Source organism: Gardnerella sp. KA01001 (genome assembly GCF_049244025.1).
Lineage (GTDB): Bacteria > Actinomycetota > Actinomycetes > Actinomycetales > Bifidobacteriaceae > Bifidobacterium > Bifidobacterium swidsinskii.
Genome location: NZ_CP058366.1, coordinates 361,868 through 387,647, shown reverse-complemented (window position 1 = coordinate 387,647; position 25,780 = coordinate 361,868). Strand labels below are relative to the sequence as shown.

Below are 25,780 nucleotides of genomic sequence, written 5' to 3'. Positions count from 1 at the left end.
GAATTACTTGTCTCGCAGCGCTCCGCTCTTATACCTTATTTGGACTTAGCGGTTGTGTAGTTAAGTTTAGTTTTTTACTTACTTTTTCTGCAAAAATAGTATTCATCAACAAGATTATTACTATCGTTCCGCTTTTATATTGCTCGACCAAGCAATTCCTATCTCCCACTATTAGTAAAACCGCTAGTGTTTTTGGTGTGGTAGGAGTGCCTGGTGTGACGTGCGCAGCAGCACGGATGCTAGTGTTCTCTATGCGATAAATATTCAACGTCCGCAGAGCAATACTGTTAAAGTTTGCTAATCAATAAATAATCGCCGTTTGCAAAGCATTACTGCAAAGCTTCATGTGCAACGTTTGCAAAGCATTGGTGCAAAGCTACAGAAACATACAAGCATCCAATCAATGCGAAAAATCTCACACATGAATATAAATTGTTCAATTAGGTTTTGGGGAGGGCGAGGCATTGATTGTTTCTATTTTGTAGTGTGCAGTAGCATTAATATTAGTGTTCTATGATTAGAAAAATATGTAGTTAGTTATGGAATAAGGTGTTGATGTTTCATGTGAAACATCAAAAAATTTGTGCTTTTTATGTCCATGGAAACGACGAAACTTAAAACACGATATTTTTGTTTTAAGAGTTTCGCATATTTAATTGGGGGTGATACGTCGTGGAATCAGCTGCTGAAACGATTCAACGAATTTTTGGAGATTCAAAATCCTCCCTAGGTATTGAATTGGCAGATTTGACATCTCGTTTTCATTCCATTGAACAAGCGAAATATCCTAAGCCTAAGCAAACGCGTTTTATTGCTGTTGCTAATCAAAAAGGTGGAGTAGGAAAAACAAGTTCTGCTGTAAATCTTGCTGCAGCTATGGCAGTAAGTGGATCAAAAGTACTTCTTATTGATATGGATCCACAAGGGAATGCATCAACTGCATTAAATACTCCTCATGCTTCTGGTAATTTGTCGGTTTACGATGTTCTTGAAGGGCGAAAAAGTATCGCTGAAGTAAAACATGCTTGCCCAGATATTGAAGGACTTGATGTTGTGCCAGCATCCATTGATTTAAGTGGTGCTGAATTAGAGCTTGCAGATATGGATAATCGTAATAATCTGTTAAAGGATGCCTTGCAAGAATATCTTGATAATAGCAGCGAACATTACGATTATGTTTTTATTGATTGTCCTCCGTCGCTTGGCTTGTTAGTGATTAATGCCATGTGTGCAGCACGTGAAATGCTTATACCAATTCAAGCTGAGTATTATGCTCTTGAAGGTTTAGGACAGCTTATAAGAACTATTGGTTTAGTCCAGCAACATTACAATCCAATTTTAGTTGTTTCTACAATGCTTGTTACTATGTTTGACAAGCGAACTTTATTAGGCAGAGAAGTTTTCCAAGAAGTTAAAAAACATTATCCAAATATTGTGCTTGAGACTACGATTCCTCGTACTGTGAAAATACCTGAAGCGCCAAGTTTTAACCAAAGTGTTATTACTTATGATCCTCATGGATCAGGAGCGATTTCTTATCGCGAAGCTGCGTTAGAAATAGCGAAAAGGTCTAAGACAGTATTATCTGTTATTGCAGCAAAGCAAGATGCTAATCGACAAGAATAACAACAGGAGAATCAATAATGAGTGGAAATAAGTCTCGCCTGGGTAAAGGTTTAGGTGCTTTGTTCCCAGCTTTGCCTGGCGAGGATGCGCTTGCCGATGCATCTAATAATTTGCAATTTAATGTTTCACATGAAACAAAAAAATCCGAATCTGTGGATAGTCAATTAGAAGAACAAGCAAAAGTTTCACGTGAAACGTTACATAAAGATAATAATCAATCAAAAAATGTTTCACATGAAACAAAGGTCCCTAGTATGAGCAATTCAATTGCTCCTCACGCGGATAAGAATAATAACAAAATAAAGAATGTTTCACGTGAAACCGTGCCGTCAATTCATACTAACAAGCATTCTCATAAACGTTCAACTATGCCATCTCTTGGAGATGTCACTAGACCTATGGATTTCTTTTTTGGAGATTCAGCATCAACGACATTTATGTCGTCTAAGGCAAAAAATAATGAAGAAACCGTTATTGGTGAAAAAAATAACGCTGCTGAAAAATCGAATAAAACCGCAAAAAATGAGCCTTTGAAGCCAGTAAAAGGTGGATATTTAGCTTATCTTAAGCCGTTAGATATTGTTCCTAATGCGCATCAACCTCGAACAATTTTTGATGAAGATGAGCTGCGAGAACTTGCGTCATCTATTAAAGAAGTCGGCGTTTTACAGCCTATAGTTGTGCGACCTATTGTTGATGCAGATAAAAATGATGAACAAATTGCACATTATGAACTTATTATGGGCGAGAGAAGATGGCGTGCTTCTCAGCTAGCTGAACTTGATACAGTTCCAGCGATTGTGCGCACAACTGCTGATGAAAATATGTTAAGAGATGCATTGCTTGAAAATCTTCATCGCGTTGCTCTTAATCCTCTTGAAGAAGCGGCAGCATATTCTCAGATGATAGATGATTTTGGTTTAACACAGATTCAGCTTTCTCAGTCTGTATCAAAATCACGTCCACAAATTGCTAATACTTTAAGACTTCTCAATCTTCCTGCTAGCGTGCAAAAACATGTCGCCTCAGGTGTGCTTTCTGCAGGTCACGCACGAGCACTACTTGGCTTGGAAAATCCAGAAGATATGGAAAGTCTAGCCAATCGCATTATTGCAGAAGGATTGTCAGTTCGTAGTACTGAAGAGATTGTTTCGTTGAAGAATGAAGATACATCTCATGGAGCAGTACGTACGCGTGTGCGTCGCAATAATCAGTGGTCTTCTTCGCCTGTGCGCAAGCAGCTTGAGGAGCATTTTGCTACCAAAGTTTCTATTAAGGGCACAGAAAATCATGGAAGAATCGAGATTGTCTTTTCTTCTCCTGAAGAAATGCAACGAATTATTGGTTTACTTGTTTCTAAAAAAGAATAGTAGTTTTAATAAAATACGTGTGACATTTGTCTACAATATAATAGCTTAGACTGTAATGTCACACGTAAATTTAATTGTATTTATGCTTTTACTTTTAGTAAGCCTTTGTGTAATGAGTAAGATTTAAGCGTATTTTTCGTTAAGATAAGTTTGAGCATCAAGAGCTGCTCTGCATCCCATTCCTGCTGCAGAAATTGCTTGACGATACATGTTGTCGACAACATCTCCCGCAGCAAAAACGCCTTCAACAGAAGTGCGAGTAGTTGCACCATCAACAACAATTGTTCCATCTTCATTAAGTTTTAATTGGCCGTTTAAAAACTTTGTTGCAGGAGTGTGACCAATTGCCACAAACAATCCAGCTGACTCAACTTCTTGAGTTTCTCCTGTAATAACATTGCGAACAGTAAGTGAAGTAGCTTCTACATCGTTGCCGTGCACTTCATCTACAACGCTATTTGTAATAAATTTGATTTTTTCGTTTTCTTTTGCTCTGTCAACCATAATCTTTGAAGCGCGGAATTCATTTCTGCGGTGAATTAAAGTAACAGAAGAACCAAATCGTGTGAGGAACAATGCTTCTTCAAAAGCAGAATCTCCTCCACCAACTACAGTAATTGGTTTTCCTCGGAAGAAGAAGCCGTCACAAGTTGCGCAATAAGATACACCTCTGCCGGAGTACTCGAGTTCTCCCGGAATGCCCAATTTGCGCACTTGCGAGCCCGTAGAGACAATAACTGCGTCGGACTCATAAGTTATACCGTCATCGGTAGTAACGAGCTTTACAGCACTTTTAAAGTCTACAGAAGTGACATCGTTCAGCAATATTTCTGCACCAAATTTTTCAGCTTGTTTTTGCATAGACTCCATTAAGTCAGGGCCTAAAATACCTTCTGGGAATCCTGGATAATTCTCTACTTCCGTTGTGTTCATCAATTGACCGCCTGGAGTAAGAGCTCCAGCAATAACAAGTGGTTTGTACCCAGCGCGACCCAAATATATTGCAGCAGTGTATCCTGCAGGTCCGGATCCAATTATGATAACTTTTCGAAGTTTATTTTCCATTACTTATTTCCTTAAAAGCACTTATTATAAGAGATTCAATACAGTTTTACAGAATTGATGTACAAACTGTTCTTAGGCATGCTATCTTTTGGAACCCATAGCATGAAATCTTGAGATTTTACAATCTTCTTAAGTTTTACATCTGTTGTTCCGCTTTCATCGAATGTAAATTCTGCTACTTGAGTTCCCTTAGTTGGATCATCCTTAGTATCTGCCAACAAATATGCGTGACCTCCAGAGGAACGTATCGAAACAACGAAGCGATACACAGTTTGTGGTTCGGTTAAGTGAATATAGTATCCATATCCAGCTTGATTAGCCGGGAAGCTTAAGAATTGATAACGATCAGCTTCGTAAGCAACGTTATTAGTAGGAATTTTAGGCTTAGGCACAGGTTTTACTTGCTTACGACCCATATTTTTCTTAACAGGTTGTTTTTCTTGAGGAAGAATACCTTGGCTACCAAACGGAACATTTTCTAGACTAGTGCTATCCCATGAGCCGTTGTTTCCGAAGCTACCTGTGCTTTCATGATTGCCAAATAAACCATGTAATGCCAAAGCTAATCCAGCTACAAGGAGTAACGAAACAGCCCCGATAACAATAACTTTGGTTGAAAGACCCCACCAAATCTTAGCATCTGCAATAGTGTTGTTATTTTGTGTATTCTGCTTTTGTTTGTGCAAATTAGCAGTTTGTTCCAGAGGCTGGAAGCTTGGCGGCAAAGAAAGTGCTCCATTTTCTTGGATATCGTCGTTTTGGTCATTGTTTATTTCGTCTCTAAGTGCTCTTGCTGATTCCTCTCCAGGAGCTACAAATCTTCCGTGAGAATCAACAACAGGAACGCGACCAGTAGCTTCGCCTTCTGAAGTTAAGTTTTGTGGTCTTGAGATTAATTCTGTGTGTTGATTATTTTCAGTAAGAAGATGCCCAAAATCAAAACTACTAACTACGCCTGTTTCGCTAATGGTATTTTTGGAAGTTTGATTTCTTGTATTTTCAACGTGATCAAAAATATTTTTAGACGTAGCAGTATCGGGAAAATGTTTATATGAAGCAGACAATGTTGGGAAAAGAGCATCGTCTGTATCAAGTTCTGTAGGAGCGAGAATGCTAGCCATTTCTGCTGCTGCAATATCATGAAAATCTATATCTGTATTAGTGTTAGTTTCGTCACTAAAACTATTGTTACCAATGCCTTCAGAATCTGAGTTAGTATTGCTTCTTTTAAGAAGAGATCCCAATGTTCTTCCAGCATTTTTGAAGCTATCACTTAACTTAGCGGATCCATTTGTATTATTTGAAATAGTGTTGGCTGAATTAGTTGAAGAAAAATCGTTAGAATCCTGATTATTTCTTTGCATTAATTGTGCATCAAATTCTTCTTCACTTTGTGAAAGACCTTCAGGCAAAGGTAGTATACAATCATCTTTTGCTTCGCGAAGTCGAACATTGCTAATAGAAGCAACACTTGTTTTACCATCAAGCACAATATCTCTTGTTGTGAGCTTCGATAAAGGCGTGTATGAACCTAATAATGCTACTAATTCTGCAATAGACGCCATAGGTATTACGTTGTTATTTTTATTTGAAGCTAGGCTTCTTGTGCAAATCATCCTAAATTCTGAAGGAGTATTATCTGGCAAAAGAGACGCATCAAAACGAGCTTGTATTCGAGAAGAAGTTCTAGTAATCAAAGTGTATAACAATGATGCAAGTTGCTTAGTTGCAATATGTTCAACATTTTGCCTTGGAATTTGATCATCATCTTTTTGAGTCACATCTTCCAAAAGAGGACTTACTGGAGTATCTGCTAACTCAATTCCTGAAGAACTTATGCGAACAGTGTCACTAGAAACAGCGTGGTGAGTAATATTGCTAGCAAGTAATCTGCTTAAAGCTTGTGCAGTTTCTGCAACAATAGTTCTTATTGCTTCGTAGCTTAAAGGTGCTTTTTTAAGAGCCAAATAATCATTGATAGTAATACCGCGATCTAAAGCTGTAACAATAATTGCAACAGAATCATGATGCCGTAATTGAAGTACTTGCGTAAACTTGCGGCTATGCGATAAAGCCAAGGTTGATGCAATTGTATTTACTTGCGGCAAAAAACGTGAATCTCGTACAATAAAAAGCTGGCAATCCTGCGTAAGTATGCGGTCATTGGCTTGCCATACTTGCAAGCCTGCTTCGTTGCGCAAAAGCGATACTAGTACGTATCGATTTAGTACAATATCTCCTAACCGAGGTTCCATTTGTTCCTCATCTTCCTACGCATGTGCAATAAGTAACTTAACATTTTTTACTAACACATAATTGTACTGGTGAGCCGTCATGTTATGTACAGCATTTTGCTGTTATTGAAATAATTTCCCAAATAATCACATATTTTAAGGAAAAGCTCAATATGAAACTACGCTCTTAGAAGTTTTTGCTGTTAGAAGAATCATGATATTTTGCATCGGATTGTATTCTACGCGGAATTCTAAGATTTTTCTGTTCGTGCTGTGATTGACTTTTTGCAGTTTCTTCAAAAATTTTAGCAAGAGGAGCAAGAGCAGGAATCTTTTGGGCAAGCTTACTAATTATTGGGGCAGACAAATCTACAAGTTCTCTGGTCTTCAAAAGTAAGAGTGCTGACAGATAAACAACAGCAATAATAATTGTTGTTATTGCGCAAATAAGTATTGCGTATACCCACCTTAATATTCCATGCATATGTGGGGAATTGAAGTTTAAAACATGCAATAGCGGTTTACTCACTAAGAGACCAACAACAATAGATACTATTGAAGCAATAGTAATTTTTATATGCGTAATTGCAAGATTTCGATCATCTAAGTCATTGTTGAAACGATTTCGAAGCATATGAACAAGTGATGGGAAAGTCAAGAAGTAGCTTATTGAAACTGATGAGCCTAAAGCTGTAACCCAATAAGTAGGTGGCAGTACATTAATGCAACATACAAAGGCAAAAAGCTCAGTAAGAAGTTGCGCTGCTGCGAAAATAAAAGGACTTTTACCGTCTTCAAAAGCAAAGAATGTGCGTTGAATAATCAAATAGCTACTAGTTAAAGGCAAGCCAAAAGCTAGCATCATTAGAGGTGCAGACATAAGGTTTGCTTCTTGAACACTTATTGATGGTATTAAAGCTAACGAAATAGGTGTCGGAATAACAATAAAAATGACTGTAAAGAAGCACATAATTATGCTTACATGCCTGAGTGCTTCACTTAAATCATTGCGCGCGCTATGTAAATCGTGAGATGCAATGGAGCGTGAAATTTTAGGGAAAATTGCTGTTGCAACAGATACTGCAACTAAAGAGTAGGGCAATAGGAACATTGTGTAAGCGTTTTGATAAGTAGCATTACCTGCTACTTCAAACTGATCTAATCCTAAACGTTTTTCGGCAACAAATGGGACGCTTGTTGTTATATGCGTAGTAATCATTACAACTATTTGTGTAACAATAACAATGCCCATGCTCCATGCAGCAACAGGGCCCATTGATCTTAAACCGATATCTCGTATACCAAAACTTGGCTTGTAGTGTATTCCGCATTTTATAAGAGGTAGGAATAACACTAAGGCTTGTGCTGCTACGCCAATAGTCCAGAATCCTGCAGTGAGCAAAAGAGTATTGCCATTCCAAAAACTTAGTGGCATCCTATTTGCTTTACCAAAGATGATGATAAAAACGCCAAAGCCTAGGCAACTAATAATATTTGCTGCAACTGAACTCCACGCGTACATGGCAAAATGCTCTTTTGCTGCCAAAACTTGCCCAAGTACTGTATAAATACCGTAAAAGAAAATTTGAGGCATGCACCATAAAGTAAATGAACATGTTAATGTTTGCATTTCGGCGCTTCCGCCGGCGTATAGCATAGTGAGCACAGGCGTTGCTATAGACATAAGAACTGTTAGCGCGAGAAGCAGAAGAATTGCAAATGTAATAAGTTTATTTAAGCGTTCCTCGGCATTTTTCTTTTCGAGAGTGCGAACAATTTGCGGTACTAATACAGCGTTGAAAATTCCACCTGAAACAAGCGTATATATTAGCTGTGGAATCATAGATCCAGCTTGATATGCGTTTGCTGCTAAACCTGTTGTTCCAAGGGCTGCTGCTAATAAGATAGTACGTATTTGACCTGTAATGCGTGATGCGGCTGTTCCGCTAGCCATAATTACAGAATTTCGACCTACTGAACTCATTCGTCTGGATCCTTCTTACGGTGGAATTGCCTCCAAAGGCCAAGAAGACCAAGAATGAAAGCAAATACTATAATAATCGTACCGCTTTTATCACTAATTTGCAGTGTACTAGTAATAAGTGTGCTTTGTTCTTTTGCAAATACGCGATGCTGATTGTCTTCAAGCACAAAAGTAGCTTTTGTGTGAATTGATGTAGTGATTCTCAGTGGTAAAGTTACTTGAGTTTCGCTATTAGCTGGAATTTTTACTAAAGTTTTACGGCGTGTAACAATTTCCATAGCATGAGTATTTGCAGATAAATACACTTGCACAGGGTAAGAGTATGTGTTGCTTATCGTAATAGGCATGCTTGCTGTTTCGCTTACGGCAGTAATATCATGCGGTGGGATTATGCGAATGCCATTCATCAGTGTATTTGCAAAAGTCTTAGCAGTATTTTTACTTATACAAGACTTGTTATTTTTCTTGCTGTGTGCAGTAGTTTTGGCTGAATCTTGCTGCTCGATCGTATTATTGGTAAATTCGTGCAAAGAAATATCGTCGTATAAGCGTAATAAATACTTTTCTAAGTCTTTTATGTTAATAAGTTTTTTTGTTTTGGCTGTTTGTTTTGCAAGTGCTTGAGCGTCACCCTCAGTATTATGAGGATGCTTAGCGGAACTATAGTCGAGAATATTCTTAGTAAAACGTAAAACGTCTTTCCTTGAATGTGACAAATCGTTTAGGCAAGAGCGTCGTTTTTCAGTAATATTCTCGCTTATAGAGCTGTTGCGAGATATTTCACGCATTATGGAATTTTTCTTCCAGTCAGGCAAGGCATTTTGCTTCGTATTTGCCATTGTTTGCAAGTCGCTTAACGACAGCCAAGGAGATTGTTCTAATGCGTTCATAACAGCATCAATATTTGAATTAGATGCATTATTCGAAAAAGTAATGAGAATATGTCTATCAACATACGGCTGTTCCATTTGGTAGAACGCGCTTTGTGCCACTAAACGATTAATGCGCCCAGCCTGAGTTCGTTCGCTTGTTGCGTTATCGCTTGTAGGCTTTCCGTTTGCCAGAAGAGTAAGCACTGATTGAGGTGACAAAACTCGCACATTCCCTGCAGGCGTATCTATATCGTATATGCCATTTCTAACAGCAAACTGTGAAGCATTATTGTCAAATTCGTCTGTTGCAATAACAGTTTCATATCCATTACGTTTTGCTTGCTCTAGTGCATGAATAGTCCATTTGCCGTATGTTTGCCATGCATAAGCTTTATTTAAATTATGATTAGTTGAGTCTGTTTGTTTTGAATTATTTGCTTTAGTAATATTTTTCTGCGATTGCGAATTTTTTGCAGACCATTTTTCTTTAGTAATTCCTGCCGATTTATACAAATCGTCATTATTGTCATCTGCATAAGCACTGATATCAAAACCAGATTGTTGCATATAAGCGCTTGGTTTGAGTGTTAAATGCGATGCTTGTATTGTGCTTAAATCTGCGATTGTTTGTAATTTTGAGTGTTTATTTGCTAAATCAGCTTTCCCAATAATGTTGTGAATACTATCTTTGTCTGCTCTAAGTAACATTTCTAAATGATCGCTAGGTTGAATGTTATTAGCTTTAAAATTGCGTAAATCGTTTTGTGTACGAATTAATATTGGCATGAGCGCAGTAAGTTTCATCGCTGGTAAGTTAGCTGAGTGCATGCCAATATTTGCTCTTGTCAAAAAAGAATGTATCGATTTGTATTTTGAATAATCTTGTGAGAAATACGTAATTTTTAATGGTTTGGGACCCCAATTCAGGATGGAACGTAATTCTTGTTTATCTGCAGGTATGTTAAAGCTAAGAGTGCACGTGTGACCGGAAGCTAAACTTGGAGTTTTTACGGAATCTAAAATTTGAGGAGTTGGTATAAGAGATTCCTCTTGCGACCAATTTTGCACGTCCGTGCGCGAAACAAAAGTGTAATTGGAATTTATAGAAAGTTGTAAAGTGCCTTCTGGAAGTGCCGTTTTTACGGCTTTTAGTGTTGCAGTAAGGTGGTATCCGCTTTTATCTGTTACTACAGGCGTTGCTTGAGTTATATCTATTTCAATGCCCTTGCTATGCGGGTTCTCATACGTAGATTGTTTTTTATTTTGTCTTGTAGAAGTTTTGTCAGATAAATCTGCTTTTTTCGTGTTTGCATATGCGTAATTTGCTAATCCTGCATATTTTGCTGTTGGAAAAGCAAAAATTGTTGCAAATACTACGAATAATATAAAAATAAAACGTGCAGAAATTAAGCAAGTATGTAACGTAACTCGTAATAAAGAAAATACGTATGAAAGTGCCTTCTGCTTTAGAACAGTAGACGCATTTGTGGTCTGATGTTTACGCGTGAGTTTCTTCACTGTTAGACCGCCTATGTGCTTTTTTGGCATAAAGCCATGCAATTTTACGTTCATTTGGATAGCTTAGTATTGCATTAAGTTCTTTAAAATTCACCCATATTGCGTCTTCTGCTTCGTGATCAGGATCTCCTAATACAGATAAGTCGCCACTTACGTAACGTAACGCAAAATGGTGTACTAGCTTGTGTACTCTATGCGTTGTGCCTGTAAACCAATAGTCGATTGTGGCAATCGAATCTACTACTTCGCCAACTATACCCGTTTCCTCATGAATTTCGCGAACTGCTGTTTCTTGAGGTGTTTCACCTTTTTCTATATGTCCTTTTGGTAGACACCATTCAAGGTGTCCGCTTCTTGAATGACGAGCAATAATTGCGACACGCCCGAGAGAGTCAAATACTAAACCGCCTGCGGAATATTCTCGAATAATTGGCAAGTCTTGCGCATCTAAAGAAGCAAAAGTTGTAGGAGTATCTGCCTGTCTGCGTGGTGGCATAAGTGCTGGAGATACGCCTGAGAAAGAAGATGTTTTTTGAAGATTATCTTCCGGCGATCCTGAGTCTTGCGCAGTGCTGTCATCCTTAGAAAACAGCGGAATATCAACAACATTTTGTTCTTCACAACTGTCTTGCTGGCAAGACTTTTTTCTATGCATTTTAGCTAAATCAAGTGGCGTAATAACAGGAGCAGCTTGATTTTGGGCATGATTATCCGCAAGCTTGGCGAGCGTACGTCGTAAGTCTGCAGGAGTGATCATATAGTCAACATTACTCAATCCGCTGTGCATTGGGGTAACGGTATGCTGGAATATAGATTGATTTTTGCTGAAAGGGTGTCGGTAAGGGTGACTGAGAACTTCGAAGTTTGGCCTGAAGCTATAGAGTTGGGGCGACTTTTTGCTGAGCGTCATTATGAACTTGCATTAGTTGGTGGTCCTGTGAGAGATATGCTACTGCATCGCGTGTCGCATGATCTTGATTTTTGTACATCAGCTCGACCCGAAGAGTTTGAACCTATTTTGCGTCGTTGGGGACATGATGGTTTTTGGGATATGGGTCGCAAATTTGGCACGTTGGGAGCTATGCGTCGACGTGCTGATGGTACAGAAGTAAAAGTTGAAATTACTACATACCGTTCTGATGTGTACGATCCAGATTCTCGTAAACCTGAAGTGCAATACGGTGATACTTTAGAAGGTGATCTTTCTAGGCGTGATTTTACTGTCAACGCAATGGCGTTGCGCGTGCCAGATTTACAGTTTGTAGATCCTTTTGGCGGTGCTAGTGATTTAGCTAAAGGCGTGTTGCGAACCCCGGTTGATCCTCGTCAATCTTTTGATGACGATCCTTTGCGTATGATGCGTGCAGTTCGTTTTGTTGCGCAACTTGGGTTTAGTATCGAAGCAAATACTGCTGAAGCGATTGTGGACATGGCAGATAGGTTAGATATTGTTTCTGCTGAAAGAATTCGCGACGAAATTACTAAAATGTTACTTTCGGACAGACCTCGTAAAGGATTAGAAGCTCTTGTTGAATCTGGTATAGCTCAGCGTGTTCTTCCGGAGATTCCAGCTTTACAGCTTGAAATTGACGAGCATCATCGTCATAAGGACGTTTTTGAACACACAATGATGGTTCTTGAGCGCGCTATAGCTTTGGAAACAGATCAGGAAGGTCCAGTGCCGTCTCCAGATTTAACGTTGCGTCTAGCTGCTTTATTGCATGATATTGGGAAGCCAAAAACTCGAAAATTTGAAGATGGAGGGAAAGTTAGTTTCCACCACCATGATGTTGTTGGCGCAAAAATGACTCGTAAACGTTTGAAAGCACTGCATTTTGATCATCATCTTATCGAAGATGTTACTGAATTAGTGAATTTGCATTTGCGTTTTCATGGGTATGTTGATGAACCGTGGACTGATTCTGCAGTTCGTCGTTACGTAAAAGATTCAGGACATCTGTATGAGCGGTTGAACCGACTTACTAGAGCAGATGCAACCACTCAGAATCGTCGCAAATCGTTAATGTTTGAGCATGCGATGGACGAGATGGAAGAGCGCGTAAAGGAGCTTAAAAAGCAGGAAGATTTTAACGCTATTAGACCTGATGTAGACGGTAATGAAATAATGCAATTATTGCATTTGCAACCAGGTCCAACAGTTGGTGAGGCTTATAAGCATATGCTTGATTACCGTCTCGATAATGGTCCGGTAGACCATGATATTGCTGTAGAAGAATTACAGCGATGGTATGAGGAAACGTACAAAAAGTAAAAGTTTCTTCACTTAAATAAAGAGTAGCAGTATAAAATATTTTACTGCTACTCTTTTTTATTTAACTTCCTTATGCTGATCTGCCTTAGGAATGTTTTTCATAAGATCAGCTCTTATACATCCTTGCACTTCATGTATTGTTGCGCCTGCTGCTGGAACATCTACTTTAGGGCGAAGATTATTAAAAGTAGAGCCAAGCACAATATCGACGAGCTTATCTTTTCTATCATCCATTCGCATAATTGCATCGGTAAAATTAGCGTTTACTGTATAAGCTTCATTAATAGCGTTTTTTCCAAAGTAAATGATTGTTCGTTTAATGTTACTGGATTTGTTATTGTTAACTTCTGTTAAGTTAAATCCGCGAGCGTTTAAAGCTTCGCCAACCGCGCGAGCAAGACCGCGGAACTTTGTGCCGTTGAGAACTCTGATTGCTACAGCTCTATTATCTACGTAAGGGGCTTTGGCTCCTTCTTTTCCTATTATTGCGCATGGAGCTGGAACGCCGTAATTTGGGTTATCTTTTGGAGCACGCACAGAATTTATGCCAAAAGCGTGGAATTGCACAAGTAAAGCAAATATAAAAGTGACGCCCAAGCCTACGCCCACTGTAGTGAGTACAGATCTTTTTCTTTGATACATGAAAGCTTTACGAGCAATACGTTCGTCGTATTCTTGCGTCATGTTCACTTCCGATCTGTGGTTTGTAACTTTGTTAGCAGCAAGTTTACACAAGCTGCAGAATATACGTAATATTTCATTGCGTAATATTTTATTTTGCATATTTATTCAACGAATAAATATGCGTTTTATTTATAATTTACAATCTTTGCATGCGCGATATAAAGCAATAAATTCATCGCAAGTAAGCGTCTCGCCGCGTCTAGTTGGGTCAATTCCAGAATTTTTATATGCTTCTTCTGGAACTTGATTTTTAAGAGCTGCGTGCAATGTCTTACGTCGTTGCTGGAAGGCGGCATCAATGAAAGCGAATACTCCCTCACGTTCATTATTGTCACCTTTGCCTGTGCAATTGCGAGTAAAAGAAACTAATGCTGAATCAACGTTTGGCGATGGCCAAAATACATTACGACCGATAAGCCCTGCGCGTTGGGCTTTGCCGTACCACGCCAACTTAACACTTGGTGTGCCATATACTTTATTCCCAGGTTGTGCGCATAAACGATCTGCTACCTCTTTTTGAACCATAACTAGAAAATTCTGTAAGTTACTAAATTTTTCTAGCAAAGTAAGAATAATAGGCGTCGCAACATTGTATGGCAGGTTTGCAACAAGAGTAAATTGTTTAGCCTGCGTAATCTGTGGAACATCATCGGCATTTACTGCCAAAGCGTCTTTTAGAATGACGTTAAATTTTTGCATTGATTGAGGCATAAATTCTTCTACAGTATGCGGCAATCGTCGAGCTAGCGGAGGGTCTATTTCTACTGCAGTAAGCTGTGCTCCTGTTTGCAATATTGCAAGAGTAAGAGAACCAAGACCAGGCCCTACTTCCATAACGATATCGCCAGATTTAACTTCAGCTGCCGCTACTATTTTTCGCACTGTACCAGGATCAATAACGAAATTTTGACCAAACTTTTTGGTAGGAGTAATGCCTTCCTCGGCAGCAATACGTCTAATATCTGCTGCACCTAAAAGCTGACCTTCATTTTCAATGCTGATTTCTGTCAAAGTTTTACCGTCCAAATTTCGTAACAATTAATCCGTTGCGCCAAAGTGCGTTAAAACACGCTGCTGCCTTTTAATACCAGCCAATTTCGCGCGAATGCTTTACTGCTCCACTAGGTGTTTTATATTTGCTCTTAATGTAACTTAGACCCCAGCTAATTTGTATTGCGGCATCTTCATGCCAATTAGCTCCTGCACTGCTCATTTTATTTCCAGGAAGAGCTTGAGGAATGCCATAAGCGTGTGAGCTAGGATTTTCTGCGTTCCATCTCCATCCAGATTCCCTATTCCATAACCATAAAAGATCTTCCCATTCTTTACCGGTCCAACCCATTTGCGCAGCTGCGCCCTGAGCGAATAGTTTAGCTTGTTCTGGAGTAGCATGTACAAGGCTATCGGGATTAGAGCTTGGAGCGGGTGCAGGTGGATTAGCTGCAGGTGCGGGAGCTGCAGATGCGGTTTGTTGTTGAGTTGGCTGTTGGCTGTTTTTCTTCTCCTGTTTTGCAGGTTGCTCAGTATTCTGCTTTTTGGGTTGAGAGTTTGTTTGTTGTTTGGATTGTTTTGACTTTTGCGTATTTGTATTATTTTTGTGAATTGGTGCAGGAGCAGCCTTACCTACAGCAATAACTTGATTAACTGCAGGCTTTACCAAATTTTGCGAAACTAAAGTTGCGCTTTCTGCTTTGCCATCTACGTATGTAACGTTATAAATATCTTCGCGCTCACCATTCACGCCAACTTGTTGTACAACGCGAGAATTCGCTGGAAGTTTAGGATCTACTACAGTTTGTGTGGCAAAAGGTAATGAAACTGTACGAGTTTCTTTGCCATGAGTAACTCGAGAAACACGTAAAACAGTATTTCCATCATCTTCTTCTACGCTTACGCGATCTTCCTTGCCGAGCACTATACCTTGAGAATCAAGAATTGCGCTCGCAGGTAAGTCTCCATTTTGCACAATGCGTGTTTTCCTGTCAGCGATAACGCTAATTGGACCTTTTTTATTAATTGATAAGCCGCAAGTGAGTTTATCGTAAATATTTTGCAAATTTACTGTAATTCGTGAAGCGTTCTTAGCATTAGCTTTAAAAAAGCCGATTAATTGATCGACACTAGTTGCAACAGTCCAGAACGGTATAGTTACTCCATCTACAGTGATAGAAGTTTGATAAGCACTGCGAACTGTTACAGTAGAATGATTTGTGAGAATATCTCCAGAAGAAGAAATAATTTGATCGTGAGTTTTTATTGGCACGTGTTGTTCTTCCAATAAACGTATTGGATTTGTTGAATAAGTGCTTACAATATGCGTTTTTCCATTTATGATCATTGCAACAGATTTTTTAGCTGTAAATATAAACAAGCTTGTTGCTGTGAGTGATATAGATAAAACGCAGGCGATTATTCTTGCACGACGCATCACTATTAATCGTCTAGGCGTCCATCGACGTGCCATACAATCACTCCCTTTGCAATAATGCTAACTTCTCTATTATACCTTCAGTATTGCATTCAAAATTGAGTGCAAAACAAAATAAAAGTGGGGGCGGGAGAGAAGGGGATATTCCCGCCCCCTATGAGGTGGAGCTGGTTGGGGGACGCTCCACTCTCACCTCGGAAACCCTGAGTTGGGGGAAGGTTCCCGAGTTCTTACTCGCGAAAAGTTTTGTTATAAAGATGATCATGTGCACAGATATAGATTTGTTATTTTCATAATACGCCATAATTTGGCACTGTATATGAAAAATAAAAATCTTTTCTATTTTTGAATAGTTAATTAGCCACTATCCCCTCTGCTTTAATCATTTCACGTCATTATATGTGATACGAAAGATAACAAAACTATAGTTCTGGAATATGTGAATGGAAAATAAGAAATACTCGCGAAACGAGTGGAATAAAAATGGAGCCTCCTGCCGGGATCGAACCGGCGACCTGCCGCTTACAAGGCGGCCGCTCTGGCCATCTGAGCTAAGGAGGCGAAGTTTCTCGTTAGCATGACGAATCATGCTAAGTAGAACAATTGATTAGTGTACCATATGCCACGTCATTACAAAATTACGGCGATGTTGAATATAGAAACGGCGTGTTTTTTGTTGTTTATATTTGCGTATTTGGCAATATAAGGCATTAACATAATGCAGTATGGAAGATACAAGCATGTTCGATTTGCAACCAGGGACTAATGTAGGCGGATACACGCTTATTTCTAGGCTTGGCGGCGGCGCAATGGGGTCAGTTTGGCGCGTTAATGACGATGGCGGCAATCAATATGCTATGAAAATATTACGTGCTTCTGTTCATGCAAAACAGAGTGAAGATGAAGATTCTGAGCAGGAACGTGCTCGAATACGTTTAAAACGTGAAGCTTTGGCTTTGCAGAGGATTCATCATCCAGGTGTTTGCGCGATAGTGGATATGGAATTAGATGCTTCAATCGCTTTTATTGTGACAGAGTTGATTGAAGGACATAATTTGCGCGAAGACGTGGATGAGAATGGACCTTATATTGCAGATGATTTGGAGCGTCTTGCGCATAAGCTTATTGAAGCTGTTAAAGCAGTTCATGAAGCCGGTATTGTTCATCGCGATATTAAACCAACTAATGTAATGATTTCTGCTACTGGACCTGTATTGGTAGATTTTGGGATTGCGATGGGCGAAGGTGAAAGCCATGTTACTCGCACGGGATTAGTGATGGGCACTCCTGGTTTTATTGCTCCAGAAATTATTGAAGGCGGAGATTCAGATGAACTTACAGATTGGTGGTCTGTTGCTGCTGTGCTTGCATTTGCGGCTACCGGTAAGCCTGTTTTTGGGACAAAGCCTATGATGGCGGTTTTGGAGCGTGCTGCCTCAGGCAATGCAGATTTAACTGGGTTATCTCCTAGAACAATGGCTGCTTTTCGTAAGGCTTTGAATCCGATTCGAGAGCAGCGTTGCATGCCATCTGATTTAGAAAATGCAATTAGTCAAGATGCTATGGATCCTTTAGCCTGGCCGGAGGCGAACCGCCCTTTTGACCGTAATGCCACTAACATAACTATGCGTAAAATGTGGTGTGAAACAAGTCGTGAAACAAAAGAAAAAACTGCTATACTAACAAATTCTCGTACCTGCGATGCAGCTGGTACAGCTGGCATAACAAATCTTAATTCTGATGGAGAAATGCCAACCGTAACTGTTCGTTCTACTACTGTTATGCCACATTCATTAGATAATAGTGAAGACGATAAAACATTTTGTGTGGATGAAAAAACACGAATTAATACGTTAAACGATGTAGATTTTCAGAATATACAGGACGACAATTCAAACAATTCACGCATTGCACAATCTTCAAAACTTATTCGTTCTTCTGATAACACTTTTGATAATGGCAATATTGAAAATGAAGCAGGTGATTCTCTACACGTTAAAAGTGATGAAGTGTCTTCTGTTGATCCTGCTCTTAATAAACATGATTATGCGCGTAGAGGAACATGGATACTGCTGATTTGTATAATTCTTCATTTAGCCATTGCTTGCTTAAGCATTCTCGATTCTATTGGTTTTGCGATGGTTTTTATGTGGATTAGTGCAACATCCGGCTACAGTATTTCATCAAGCTTGCGAAGATGGCAACTTAACGATGGAATAATTCCTCGCCATGATTCTGTAGTGCTTATTGCAACTTTACCGTGGCATATTATTCGAGGATTTGTTTACATGCTTCCACGAGTTATAGCTATTGTTGTTTCTGGAGGTATTGGAGCTGTTATATATCCATTTTTCTGCGGTAATAATCCTGAATTACTTTCTATAGATGTTGGATCCTTGCGTATTCTTTTACCAACTTACTCACCTAATATTTTTTCAAGTACTGCAGTTGGATATGCTCTAGGATTTATTGTTGCATGGGTTATTTTTGCTGCAGTTAAGTGGACTACAAAATTCCGTTTAGGATTAGGTGCGTTATTTTATTCTGGAAAATCATTTGAAAAATAAAAATAGTATGATACGTAATGTGTATTTTCCGTTGATGCCATCTACTAAACTGTGATGAAGTTATTATTTCATTAGCAAGAATGCTGCTAGGAACGAGTCTTAGTGTGCGAAATAAATGGTTGAAGGATAACAATGCCTAAAATTCAGATGCGTGATAATAAGCAGGGAGATTCATCTGCTACTCGCCTACAAAGAACTATAGAAAATCGCGAACGTGCAGCGCGTGAGGCGCGTGAGCGTCGTCAGCAAGCAATTATCGGCGCTATTGTAGTAATTATTGTTGCGGCTATGTTGGCTGCTGTAGGCATTACTGCGTATCAGGCAGCTTACGTTCAGCCTCAGAAAAAAATAGAGCAATCTGCAAAATCTAATCATAATTTGGATAATATTGATCCAAGTATTCGTCCAAGCGGTGTTAATTCTAAGAATGGCATTCTTTTTAGCAAGGATGGGTACGGCAAGCAAGCTGTTGGTGCTCCTACAGTTGCCACTTATTTTGATCCTTTGTGCCCTGGTTGCGGATCCTTTAATCGTACTGTTGATGAAACTTTAATTAAAATGGTTGAAGCAGGTCAAATTAACCTAGAACTTCACCCAATGTCATTCTTGGATGGACTTTCTACTGACCATTACTCGACTCGTGTTTCTAGTGCTATTGCTTATATCGCTTCATATGATAACAATCCAAAGCATTTGCTTCAGTTTATCAATGGCATTTTTAACGAAAAATTCCAGCCGGAAGAAAGCGAGGGATATAAGCCTGTAAGCAATAAAGAGTTGATTAAACTGGCTAAGAAATCTGGAATTCCAAACGAAATTGCAAGTAAAGCTTTTAACCGCCAATATTTGAAGTGGCAGCTGCTAGTTAATAAATACACTCCTGATCGTAAGGAATTGTGGAATGTCAGCGGTCCAAATAAAGGATCTATGACAACGCCGACTGTAACTATTAACGATAAATTGCTTGATATGAATGCCATTAATGAGAAAAAAATGAAGGTGCTTGATGCTCTGCTTCATTGCATCGGCCTGGATAAAAAACAAGTTGGAGTTGCAGGTCAGATGCCTAAAGTGTCTGACACTAGTTCCCCTATTGCATTGTAAATAAGCTAAATTATAGAAATCTAAATTATTAAATAAAAACGGACGTTAAGTGTATTCTTAACGTCCGTTTTAGTGTAGAGATTACTTAATTTTATTTATAATTCAAGCGGCTTACTCTTATACGTAACTTTCGGCATATGACCAGATTTGCCAACATATTTTTTATCGATTCCCAAAGACTTTAATATAGCTTCCAAAGGATCCATTTGCTTTTCAGAAGCTGCATTGAGATCTACTAGCTTACCGTTAATTGTTACTGTTGGAGTTGTCATAGCGCCTTTATTAGAGCCAGAAACATTCCATAAAGCTTTTTCTTCTGGAGTATTCTCATTAATAACTTCTTGCCACTTAACATAGTGTAAGTTAAATGCTTCATTCGCAATCTTATCTGCAACTCCAGCATCTTCAGCTAAATCAATAAGAGCTTTATTTGGTGTTGCTTGGTATCCGTCGCCTTCTTCCGGCTGGAATCTTTCGCTAAAAATACTATTGATGAACTGAAGCAAATGCTTTGGATCGTTGTCGTGCGAAGCGATATAGGCAATACCGCCTGAGACGCGATAAGAATATTGATCTGAGCTAAAACGATTTAAGAATGACATTGGGTGAAGTTCTAGGTTAATTTGACCTGCTTCAACCATTTTAATTAAAGTTTCATCAACAGTACGATTAAAGGATCCGCAACCAGGGCACAAAGGATCAAAATAAGTAGCAACTGTAGGAGCACCAGCAGCTTGCTTGCCGTACCCATCCTTGCTAAGAAGAATTCCGCCTTGTAAATTAGATGCTGGTGGGATGTCAGAAGAAGGCAATTTTTTAATCTCTTTGGTTATTTGGGAGTCTGCTGTATCCTCAGTTTGTGTATCTGGCTTATTGGTTGTTGGATTTTCAATTTTTACTTGTGGTTTATTGATTGAATTGTAATAAGTCATAAACCCAGCTCCTGCAGCGAATGCAAGAATAATTAGTGCTATTACGATGCCAATTAAGCTTTTACTATAAGGGGTATTTGATTTTTGCATTTCATTATTTGTTGTTTCTTGTTGTTGATCCATAGTTATTCTCCTTTTGTGCGCCTTACTCGACACGCCGAGTTTATGCAAAATACTGATTTTTTGCTGTTTTTCTAAGATAAACATGATATATTAAGGCATGGCTCAACGAAGAGAACCTTCAATGGACCAGGTAAGTAAACTGTGGACGATTGATACCCGCCGATGTAGGAATTGGGGTCATGAGTGCACACCCTTCACTACGGATCGTTCGGCACGTACCTGCCGATGAAAGGACATATCATGGCAGAAGTTGTATTTGATCATGTGACTCGTATATACCCGGGCAACGATAAGCCTTCGGTTGATGACTTGAACATGACTATTAAAGATGGTGAGTTCCTCGTACTCGTTGGTCCATCTGGTTGCGGTAAGTCAACTACTTTGCGTATGTTGGCAGGTCTTGAAGAGGTTAACAAAGGACGTATCCTCATCGGTGGTCAGGATGTTACTACAATGCAGCCAAAGGATCGCGATATTGCAATGGTCTTCCAGAATTATGCACTGTATCCGCATATGACAGTTGCTGATAACATGGGCTTTGCTTTGAAGATTGCTGGTGTTCCTAAGGAAGAAATCCGCAAGCGTGTTGAAAAAGCTGCAGAAGTGTTGGATTTGACAGAGTATTTGGATCGTAAGCCGAAGGCTTTGTCTGGTGGTCAGCGTCAGCGTGTTGCTATGGGTCGCGCAATTGTTCGTGAACCAAAAGTCTTCCTCATGGATGAGCCTCTTTCCAACCTCGACGCTAAGCTCCGCGTTCAGACTCGTACTCAGATTGCTGCTTTGCAGCGTCAGCTTGGTGTTACTACTCTGTACGTTACCCACGATCAGACCGAAGCTTTGACCATGGGCGATCGCATTGCAGTGATTAAGCTTGGCGTATTGCAGCAGGTTGGAGCTCCTACTGAGCTTTATGACCGCCCTGCAAACGTATTCGTTGCAGGCTTCATTGGTTCACCATCTATGAATATCAATCAGCATCCAGTTGTAAACGGTCGAGCTCAGATTGGTGAGGATTCTATACTTCTTCCAGCTGAGGCTGTTGACAAGCTCACTGCAGAAGATAACGGACAGATTATTGTTGGCTTCCGCCCAGAAGATGCAAGCTTGGCAACATCCGATGATCCAAATGCGTTCTCCTTGAAGGTAATGAACGTGGAAGATCTCGGTTCTGATGGCTATATCTATGGCAATATCATCACCGATGGTTCTCCTGAGGAAGCATCTACTATGATGTCTGATCAAAATAAGCTCACGACTATTCGCGTGAACCCACGTGCTCTTCCAAAGGTTGGCGACACCGTGAAGATCAAGATTGATCCATCTAAGATGCATCTGTTCGCACCTTCTACGGAGTTGCGTTTGAACTAAAACGTTGGTTTGCCTGCTTATATAAGCTAATGAGCAAACTTTCGGTATAAGGTATAGAGCGGGGTTCGCAATATGACGCGAACCCCGTTTTTGGCACAAAAAAGCAGCATAATAAGTGTACAATAATACATCATTACAATGCATCGCTTATTATATATAGTTGTTATCAATAATTCGTCGGTGGTTGAGCTGTGTTTATCTGGAATGCAGTGATATCGTTGGCATGAGCTTGATTGGTAAATAAACTTTATGGAATGGAATGACGCTCCTCAATTAGACCCGCGTGCTGTGCAAGCAACTTCGGTATCTGCACAGGACGAGAATGCGTCTTCTCAAGAGCCGCAGGCACTGAAGATTACTGCGGCTAGTTCAAATCCAAAAATGTTTACACTGCCTTGGGAATTACCACTTTCTCAATGGCCTGCTGATTTATTCGTGAATTTGCCGCGTGGTATTTCTCGCCACGTTGTGCGATTTGTTCACGTTGGCGATGAAGTGTATGCAATGAAGGAAATTACTCGTCAAGTTGCAGAACGTGAGTATGAGCTTTTGCGTAGGCTTCGTAAACTTGAGTTGCCTACAGTTACTCCTATAGCTGTTGTTGCAGGACGCCATGACGCTAATGGTGAAAAGCTTGAGGCAATGTTAGTTACGAAACATTTGAAGTTCTCACTACCATATCGTGCATTATTTGCTCGTACGTTGCGTCCGGATACTGCAGAGCGCCTTATCGATGCGCTTGCTGTTCTTATGGTGCGCTTGCATCTTTCTGGCTTCTATTGGGGCGATGTATCGCTTTCCAACGTGCTGTTTTTGCGAGATGCAGATGCTTTTTCTGCATTCCTAGTTGACGCAGAAACTGGTGATTTGCATGGAAGTTTAACAGAAGGTCAACGAGAATACGATATTGATTTAGCTCGAACCAACATTATTGGTGAGCTTATGGATTTGAGCTCCGGTCAGCTTTTACCGACAGAAGTAGATGAAATTAGTATAGGCAATCGTCTAGTAGATCGCTATCATTCGCTTTGGAGTACGCTTACTGACGTTGATAAGTTCAGTCCTGATGAGATGTGGCGAATTGAACGTCGTGTTAATCGTCTAAATGAGCTTGGTTTCGATGTTGATGAGTTGGAGATGAAGACTTCAGAAGATGGTCGAAGGGTTTTGGTTCGACCTCGAGTTGTGGATGCTGGCTATGCTTCCCGCAAGCTTCTTCGTCTTACTGGATTGGATGTTCAAGAGAATCAGGCTCGAAGGCTGCTAAACGATTTGGATGCATATCGCACTTCTACATGGCGTCAAGGTGAAGAGCTGGAAATCGTCGCAACTGATTGGATGCGTGAAATTTTCGAGCCAACAGTTCGTATGATACCTCCTGAATTCCGTTCGCAAATTGAACCAGCTCAGTTCTTCCATGAAGTGTTGGATCATCGTTGGTTTATGGCAGAAAAAGTTGGCCATGACGTTGCTATGCAAGATGCTGTGACAAGCTATATTAAAAATGTGCTTCCTCAGTACAAAATGGATAAGCATGTTCTTGCTGCTATTAATGCAGATGCTGATTCTGGCGTTGTGGATGATGAATACACGTATTCTTCTCCAGCACCTGTAGGTCACGATATAGATGAAGATGATCAAGATGCTAGTGTTTGGGCAAGTTGAGTATTGTGTTATATAAGTAATCAGCTAATTCTCAATAAGTACGGCATTGATTGCCGTCTTTGATTTTAAGTGAATTTTTCGTCGGGGAGCTTCAACTCCCCGTTTTTTTATTGCAGTTTACTCGCTTACCCTAAATTTGGGTATAAAAAAGTGCCCCCTGTGGGACTCGAACCCACAACCCAAGACTTAAAAGGACTCTGCTCTGCCAATTGAGCTAAAGGGGCAACAAATGCTAAGTGTACTACATTCAATCGACGAAGTGAATATCGTGTTAACTTATGCGTGTTACATATATTTATTGCAGTATTCCGAGTGACTCAAGTTTTGCTTTTATTTGTGTTGCTGATGGCTCAACCATAAAAGTATTATCTGCAAAAGTAACAACTGGAATATGCTTTTGATTGCTAATTTCAATCGCTTTTTCTTCAGCACCCTCTTCTGTTTCAATATCGTGCCAAACGAATGCCACACCATACTGGATTAGCGCAGCTTTCGCACGTTTGCAATCTCCACACCAATCTGCACCGTATACGTTTACGGTAGGCTGATCTGACATAAAATCCTCCTCAATGATTTTGTGAATTCAAATTTTGCGTAATAAATAGCTCGTACTATTTATTACTACTTTTACTAGTGTAATAGATGCAGGTGTACCTAAGCATATTGACGTTGAAGTGTAACAAAGATGAGAAAAAATAGTGAAATATATTGCTAGTGTCCCTTGACTTTCATAGTCTTGATGTCATGAATATGGTTATGGATATGAACATGCTAATTTGGTTTGCGGCTGCGGCTGTTGTTATTGTCATCTTATTAGTAACAGTTGCAGTGATTTTGCGCATTCACAGCAATAGTCATGGACCAGTAATTCCTGAAAGCGTTGATAGTGCAATCGATACAAGCAAAACTAAAGCGCGTGGAACAAAAAAATCTGAAAAACAGATAGAAAGTAACGTCGCGGTTGTACCTAATGAAGAAGTAAAGTCTGAATTATTGCCAGAAAGTACTTCTTCGCGTATTAAACATCTTCGTGAACGTTTGGCTCATAGTGCAAATCCACTTGGTCGTGCATTGTTTAATATCATAAGCAAGGACCATCTTTCGGAAGAAGATTGGGAAGATGTAGAAGATACTCTTCTTATGGCCGATGTTGGTTCTCGAGCTAGTGAAGAATTAGTAGAAGATCTACGCAAAGATGCACGCATTGCTGGTACCTCTAATTCAGAAGATGTGCATTCAGCATTGCGTACAAAACTATTGAAAATAGTAGATGAAGACGCTGATCGACGCTTAAATGTAGATAAATCAAATGCGCATCATCCTAGCGTTATTATGATGGTCGGCGTTAATGGCACCGGTAAAACCACTACTGCTGGTAAATTAGCGCGATTGTTTATTGCCAAAAAACGTTCAGTAATGTTTGCTGCAGCAGATACTTTTCGTGCGGCTGCAGCTGATCAACTTGAAACTTGGGCGTCTGCAGTAAGCGTGCCAGTTGTTCGTGCAAATAAAGATGGTGCTGATCCTGCTTCTGTTGCTTTTATTGCTGCGAATAAGGCAAAAGAAGAGCAAACTGATTTATTGATTGTAGATACTGCTGGTCGTTTGCAGAATAAAGCAAATTTAATGGAAGAGCTTGGCAAAATTCGTAGGGTTATAGAAAAAACTATGCCTGTTGATGAAGTATTGCTGGTATTGGATGCTACTACTGGTCAAAATGGCATGTCTCAAGCAAAAGTATTTGCTGAAGCTATTGGCATTACGGGCGTAGTCCTTACTAAGCTTGATGGTTCCGCTAAAGGTGGAATTGTTATAGCTGTACAGCATGAACTTGGTGTACCGGTTAAGCTAGTAGGTCTTGGCGAAGGACCAGATGATTTAGTGCCGTTTGATGCTCAAAGCTTCGTAGACGGTTTGCTCGCTTAATGCTGAGCATTGATGTAGTTGCATGAGTGGTAGTTTTTAATG

Annotated in this window: 18 protein-coding genes and 2 tRNA genes; 8 read left to right on the top strand and 12 right to left on the bottom strand. The window is 39.7% G+C overall.

Features of this window, described 5'->3' with window-relative positions; all coding sequences use genetic code 11:
• The first annotated feature begins 672 nt into the window (after window positions 1-672).
• Entirely contained in the window at window positions 673-1,626 is a 954-nt protein-coding gene (locus HXT59_RS01770; RefSeq protein WP_421783978.1) for a ParA family protein, read from the top strand.
• 17 nt (window positions 1,627-1,643) lie between these two features.
• Complete coding sequence (locus HXT59_RS01765) at window positions 1,644-2,996, top strand: ParB/RepB/Spo0J family partition protein (protein WP_103013751.1); 1,353 nt, start codon at window positions 1,644-1,646, stop codon at window positions 2,994-2,996.
• A gap of 123 nt (window positions 2,997-3,119) precedes the next feature.
• Here the strand turns inward: HXT59_RS01765 and trxB are convergent, their stop codons facing one another.
• The 5 genes from trxB to HXT59_RS01740 all read right to left on the bottom strand — a co-directional run bounded on the left by trxB (window position 3,120) and on the right by HXT59_RS01740 (window position 11,426).
• The gene (trxB, locus tag HXT59_RS01760; RefSeq protein ID WP_102703290.1) at window positions 3,120-4,061 is read right to left on the bottom strand and encodes a thioredoxin-disulfide reductase; all 942 of its coding nucleotides are present in this window, start codon (window positions 4,059-4,061) and stop codon (window positions 3,120-3,122) included.
• Between the two features lie 35 nt (window positions 4,062-4,096).
• Window positions 4,097-6,316 carry a kinase gene (locus HXT59_RS01755; RefSeq protein ID WP_033888539.1) on the bottom strand — a complete coding sequence of 740 codons (2,220 nt, stop codon included), beginning with the start codon at window positions 6,314-6,316 and terminating at the stop codon, window positions 4,097-4,099.
• Window positions 6,317-6,482: 166 nt separating this feature from the next.
• Window positions 6,483-8,279 (bottom strand): murein biosynthesis integral membrane protein MurJ, encoded by a 1,797-nt coding sequence (gene murJ, locus HXT59_RS01750; RefSeq protein WP_064621505.1) that lies wholly within the window; start codon window positions 8,277-8,279, stop codon window positions 6,483-6,485.
• Complete coding sequence (locus HXT59_RS01745; protein ID WP_421784331.1) at window positions 8,276-10,699, bottom strand: DUF6049 family protein; 2,424 nt, start codon at window positions 10,697-10,699, stop codon at window positions 8,276-8,278. Before HXT59_RS01745 ends, murJ begins: the two co-directional genes overlap by 4 nt.
• On the bottom strand, window positions 10,650-11,426 hold the full coding sequence (locus tag HXT59_RS01740) for an NUDIX hydrolase (protein WP_004110180.1): 777 nt from the start codon (window positions 11,424-11,426) through the stop codon (window positions 10,650-10,652). Before HXT59_RS01740 ends, HXT59_RS01745 begins: the two co-directional genes overlap by 50 nt.
• Window positions 11,427-11,468: 42 nt before the next feature.
• Here HXT59_RS01740 and HXT59_RS01735 point away from each other — a divergent pair, with 42 nt between their 5' ends.
• Window positions 11,469-12,941, top strand: coding sequence for a CCA tRNA nucleotidyltransferase (locus HXT59_RS01735; protein WP_049762339.1), 1,473 nt, complete (start codon window positions 11,469-11,471; stop codon window positions 12,939-12,941).
• Window positions 12,942-12,998: 57 nt separating this feature from the next.
• Here the strand turns inward: HXT59_RS01735 and HXT59_RS01730 are convergent, their stop codons facing one another.
• The 4 genes from HXT59_RS01730 to HXT59_RS01715 form a co-directional block, all read right to left on the bottom strand.
• Window positions 12,999-13,625 (bottom strand): LytR C-terminal domain-containing protein, encoded by a 627-nt coding sequence (locus HXT59_RS01730; protein WP_004110176.1) that lies wholly within the window; start codon window positions 13,623-13,625, stop codon window positions 12,999-13,001.
• Between the two features lie 129 nt (window positions 13,626-13,754).
• Window positions 13,755-14,651, bottom strand: a complete 897-nt coding sequence (gene rsmA / locus HXT59_RS01725) for a 16S rRNA (adenine(1518)-N(6)/adenine(1519)-N(6))-dimethyltransferase RsmA (RefSeq protein WP_102155561.1) — start codon at window positions 14,649-14,651, stop codon at window positions 13,755-13,757.
• Window positions 14,652-14,706: 55 nt separating this feature from the next.
• Window positions 14,707-16,089, bottom strand: a complete 1,383-nt coding sequence (locus HXT59_RS01720; protein WP_421779540.1) for a G5 domain-containing protein — start codon at window positions 16,087-16,089, stop codon at window positions 14,707-14,709.
• Between the two features lie 448 nt (window positions 16,090-16,537).
• Window positions 16,538-16,614, bottom strand: a tRNA-Thr gene (locus HXT59_RS01715).
• A 164-nt stretch (window positions 16,615-16,778) separates the two neighbouring features.
• Here HXT59_RS01715 and HXT59_RS01710 point away from each other — a divergent pair.
• A complete protein-coding gene (locus HXT59_RS01710) occupies window positions 16,779-18,620 on the top strand; it encodes a serine/threonine-protein kinase (RefSeq protein WP_421779542.1) in 1,842 nt (613 codons plus the stop codon).
• A gap of 132 nt (window positions 18,621-18,752) precedes the next feature.
• Window positions 18,753-19,724, top strand: coding sequence for a DsbA family protein (locus HXT59_RS01705; protein WP_421777246.1), 972 nt, complete (start codon window positions 18,753-18,755; stop codon window positions 19,722-19,724).
• A 95-nt stretch (window positions 19,725-19,819) separates the two neighbouring features.
• Here the strand turns inward: HXT59_RS01705 and HXT59_RS01700 are convergent, their stop codons facing one another.
• Window positions 19,820-20,779, bottom strand: a complete 960-nt coding sequence (locus HXT59_RS01700) for a DsbA family protein (protein ID WP_004110158.1) — start codon at window positions 20,777-20,779, stop codon at window positions 19,820-19,822.
• Window positions 20,780-21,019: 240 nt separating this feature from the next.
• On the opposite strand from HXT59_RS01700, the gene HXT59_RS01695 reads away from it, so the two are divergent.
• Together HXT59_RS01695 and HXT59_RS01690 are read left to right on the top strand one after the other, a co-directional pair.
• Complete coding sequence (locus tag HXT59_RS01695; RefSeq protein ID WP_004110155.1) at window positions 21,020-22,147, top strand: ABC transporter ATP-binding protein; 1,128 nt, start codon at window positions 21,020-21,022, stop codon at window positions 22,145-22,147.
• A gap of 249 nt (window positions 22,148-22,396) precedes the next feature.
• Entirely contained in the window at window positions 22,397-23,812 is a 1,416-nt protein-coding gene (locus HXT59_RS01690; RefSeq protein ID WP_004110152.1) for a DUF4032 domain-containing protein, read from the top strand.
• 151 nt (window positions 23,813-23,963) lie between these two features.
• Here HXT59_RS01690 and HXT59_RS01685 read toward each other — a convergent pair.
• Window positions 23,964-24,036 (bottom strand) — tRNA-Lys (locus HXT59_RS01685).
• A gap of 71 nt (window positions 24,037-24,107) precedes the next feature.
• Window positions 24,108-24,368 carry a glutaredoxin domain-containing protein gene (locus HXT59_RS01680; protein ID WP_004110149.1) on the bottom strand — a complete coding sequence of 87 codons (261 nt, stop codon included), beginning with the start codon at window positions 24,366-24,368 and terminating at the stop codon, window positions 24,108-24,110.
• A 188-nt stretch (window positions 24,369-24,556) separates the two neighbouring features.
• Here HXT59_RS01680 and ftsY point away from each other — a divergent pair, with 188 nt between their 5' ends.
• A complete protein-coding gene (gene ftsY, locus HXT59_RS01675; protein ID WP_081378914.1) occupies window positions 24,557-25,738 on the top strand; it encodes a signal recognition particle-docking protein FtsY in 1,182 nt (393 codons plus the stop codon).
• Window positions 25,739-25,780 lie beyond the last annotated feature (42 nt).

Excerpts from the sequence above, each read along its gene's own strand:
- HXT59_RS01740 (WP_004110180.1), bottom strand. The coding sequence starts at position 11,426 with ATGATCACTCCTGCAGACTTACGACGTACGCTCGCCAAGCTTGCGGAT.
- HXT59_RS01695 (WP_004110155.1), top strand. The coding sequence starts at position 21,020 with ATGGCAGAAGTTGTATTTGATCATGTGACTCGTATATACCCGGGCAAC.
- HXT59_RS01755 (WP_033888539.1), bottom strand. The coding sequence starts at position 6,316 with ATGGAACCTCGGTTAGGAGATATTGTACTAAATCGATACGTACTAGTA.
- HXT59_RS01705 (WP_421777246.1), top strand. The coding sequence starts at position 18,753 with ATGCCTAAAATTCAGATGCGTGATAATAAGCAGGGAGATTCATCTGCT.
- HXT59_RS01700 (WP_004110158.1), bottom strand. The coding sequence starts at position 20,779 with ATGGATCAACAACAAGAAACAACAAATAATGAAATGCAAAAATCAAAT.
- HXT59_RS01680 (WP_004110149.1), bottom strand. The coding sequence starts at position 24,368 with ATGTCAGATCAGCCTACCGTAAACGTATACGGTGCAGATTGGTGTGGA.
- HXT59_RS01730 (WP_004110176.1), bottom strand. The coding sequence starts at position 13,625 with ATGACGCAAGAATACGACGAACGTATTGCTCGTAAAGCTTTCATGTAT.
- HXT59_RS01745 (WP_421784331.1), bottom strand. The coding sequence starts at position 10,699 with ATGCCAAAAAAGCACATAGGCGGTCTAACAGTGAAGAAACTCACGCGT.
- HXT59_RS01765 (WP_103013751.1), top strand. The coding sequence starts at position 1,644 with ATGAGTGGAAATAAGTCTCGCCTGGGTAAAGGTTTAGGTGCTTTGTTC.
- HXT59_RS01735 (WP_049762339.1), top strand. The coding sequence starts at position 11,469 with ATGCTGGAATATAGATTGATTTTTGCTGAAAGGGTGTCGGTAAGGGTG.
- murJ (WP_064621505.1), bottom strand. The coding sequence starts at position 8,279 with ATGAGTTCAGTAGGTCGAAATTCTGTAATTATGGCTAGCGGAACAGCC.
- trxB (WP_102703290.1), bottom strand. The coding sequence starts at position 4,061 with ATGGAAAATAAACTTCGAAAAGTTATCATAATTGGATCCGGACCTGCA.
- HXT59_RS01720 (WP_421779540.1), bottom strand. The coding sequence starts at position 16,089 with ATGGCACGTCGATGGACGCCTAGACGATTAATAGTGATGCGTCGTGCA.
- ftsY (WP_081378914.1), top strand. The coding sequence starts at position 24,557 with ATGAATATGGTTATGGATATGAACATGCTAATTTGGTTTGCGGCTGCG.
- HXT59_RS01710 (WP_421779542.1), top strand. The coding sequence starts at position 16,779 with ATGGAAGATACAAGCATGTTCGATTTGCAACCAGGGACTAATGTAGGC.
- HXT59_RS01690 (WP_004110152.1), top strand. The coding sequence starts at position 22,397 with ATGGAATGGAATGACGCTCCTCAATTAGACCCGCGTGCTGTGCAAGCA.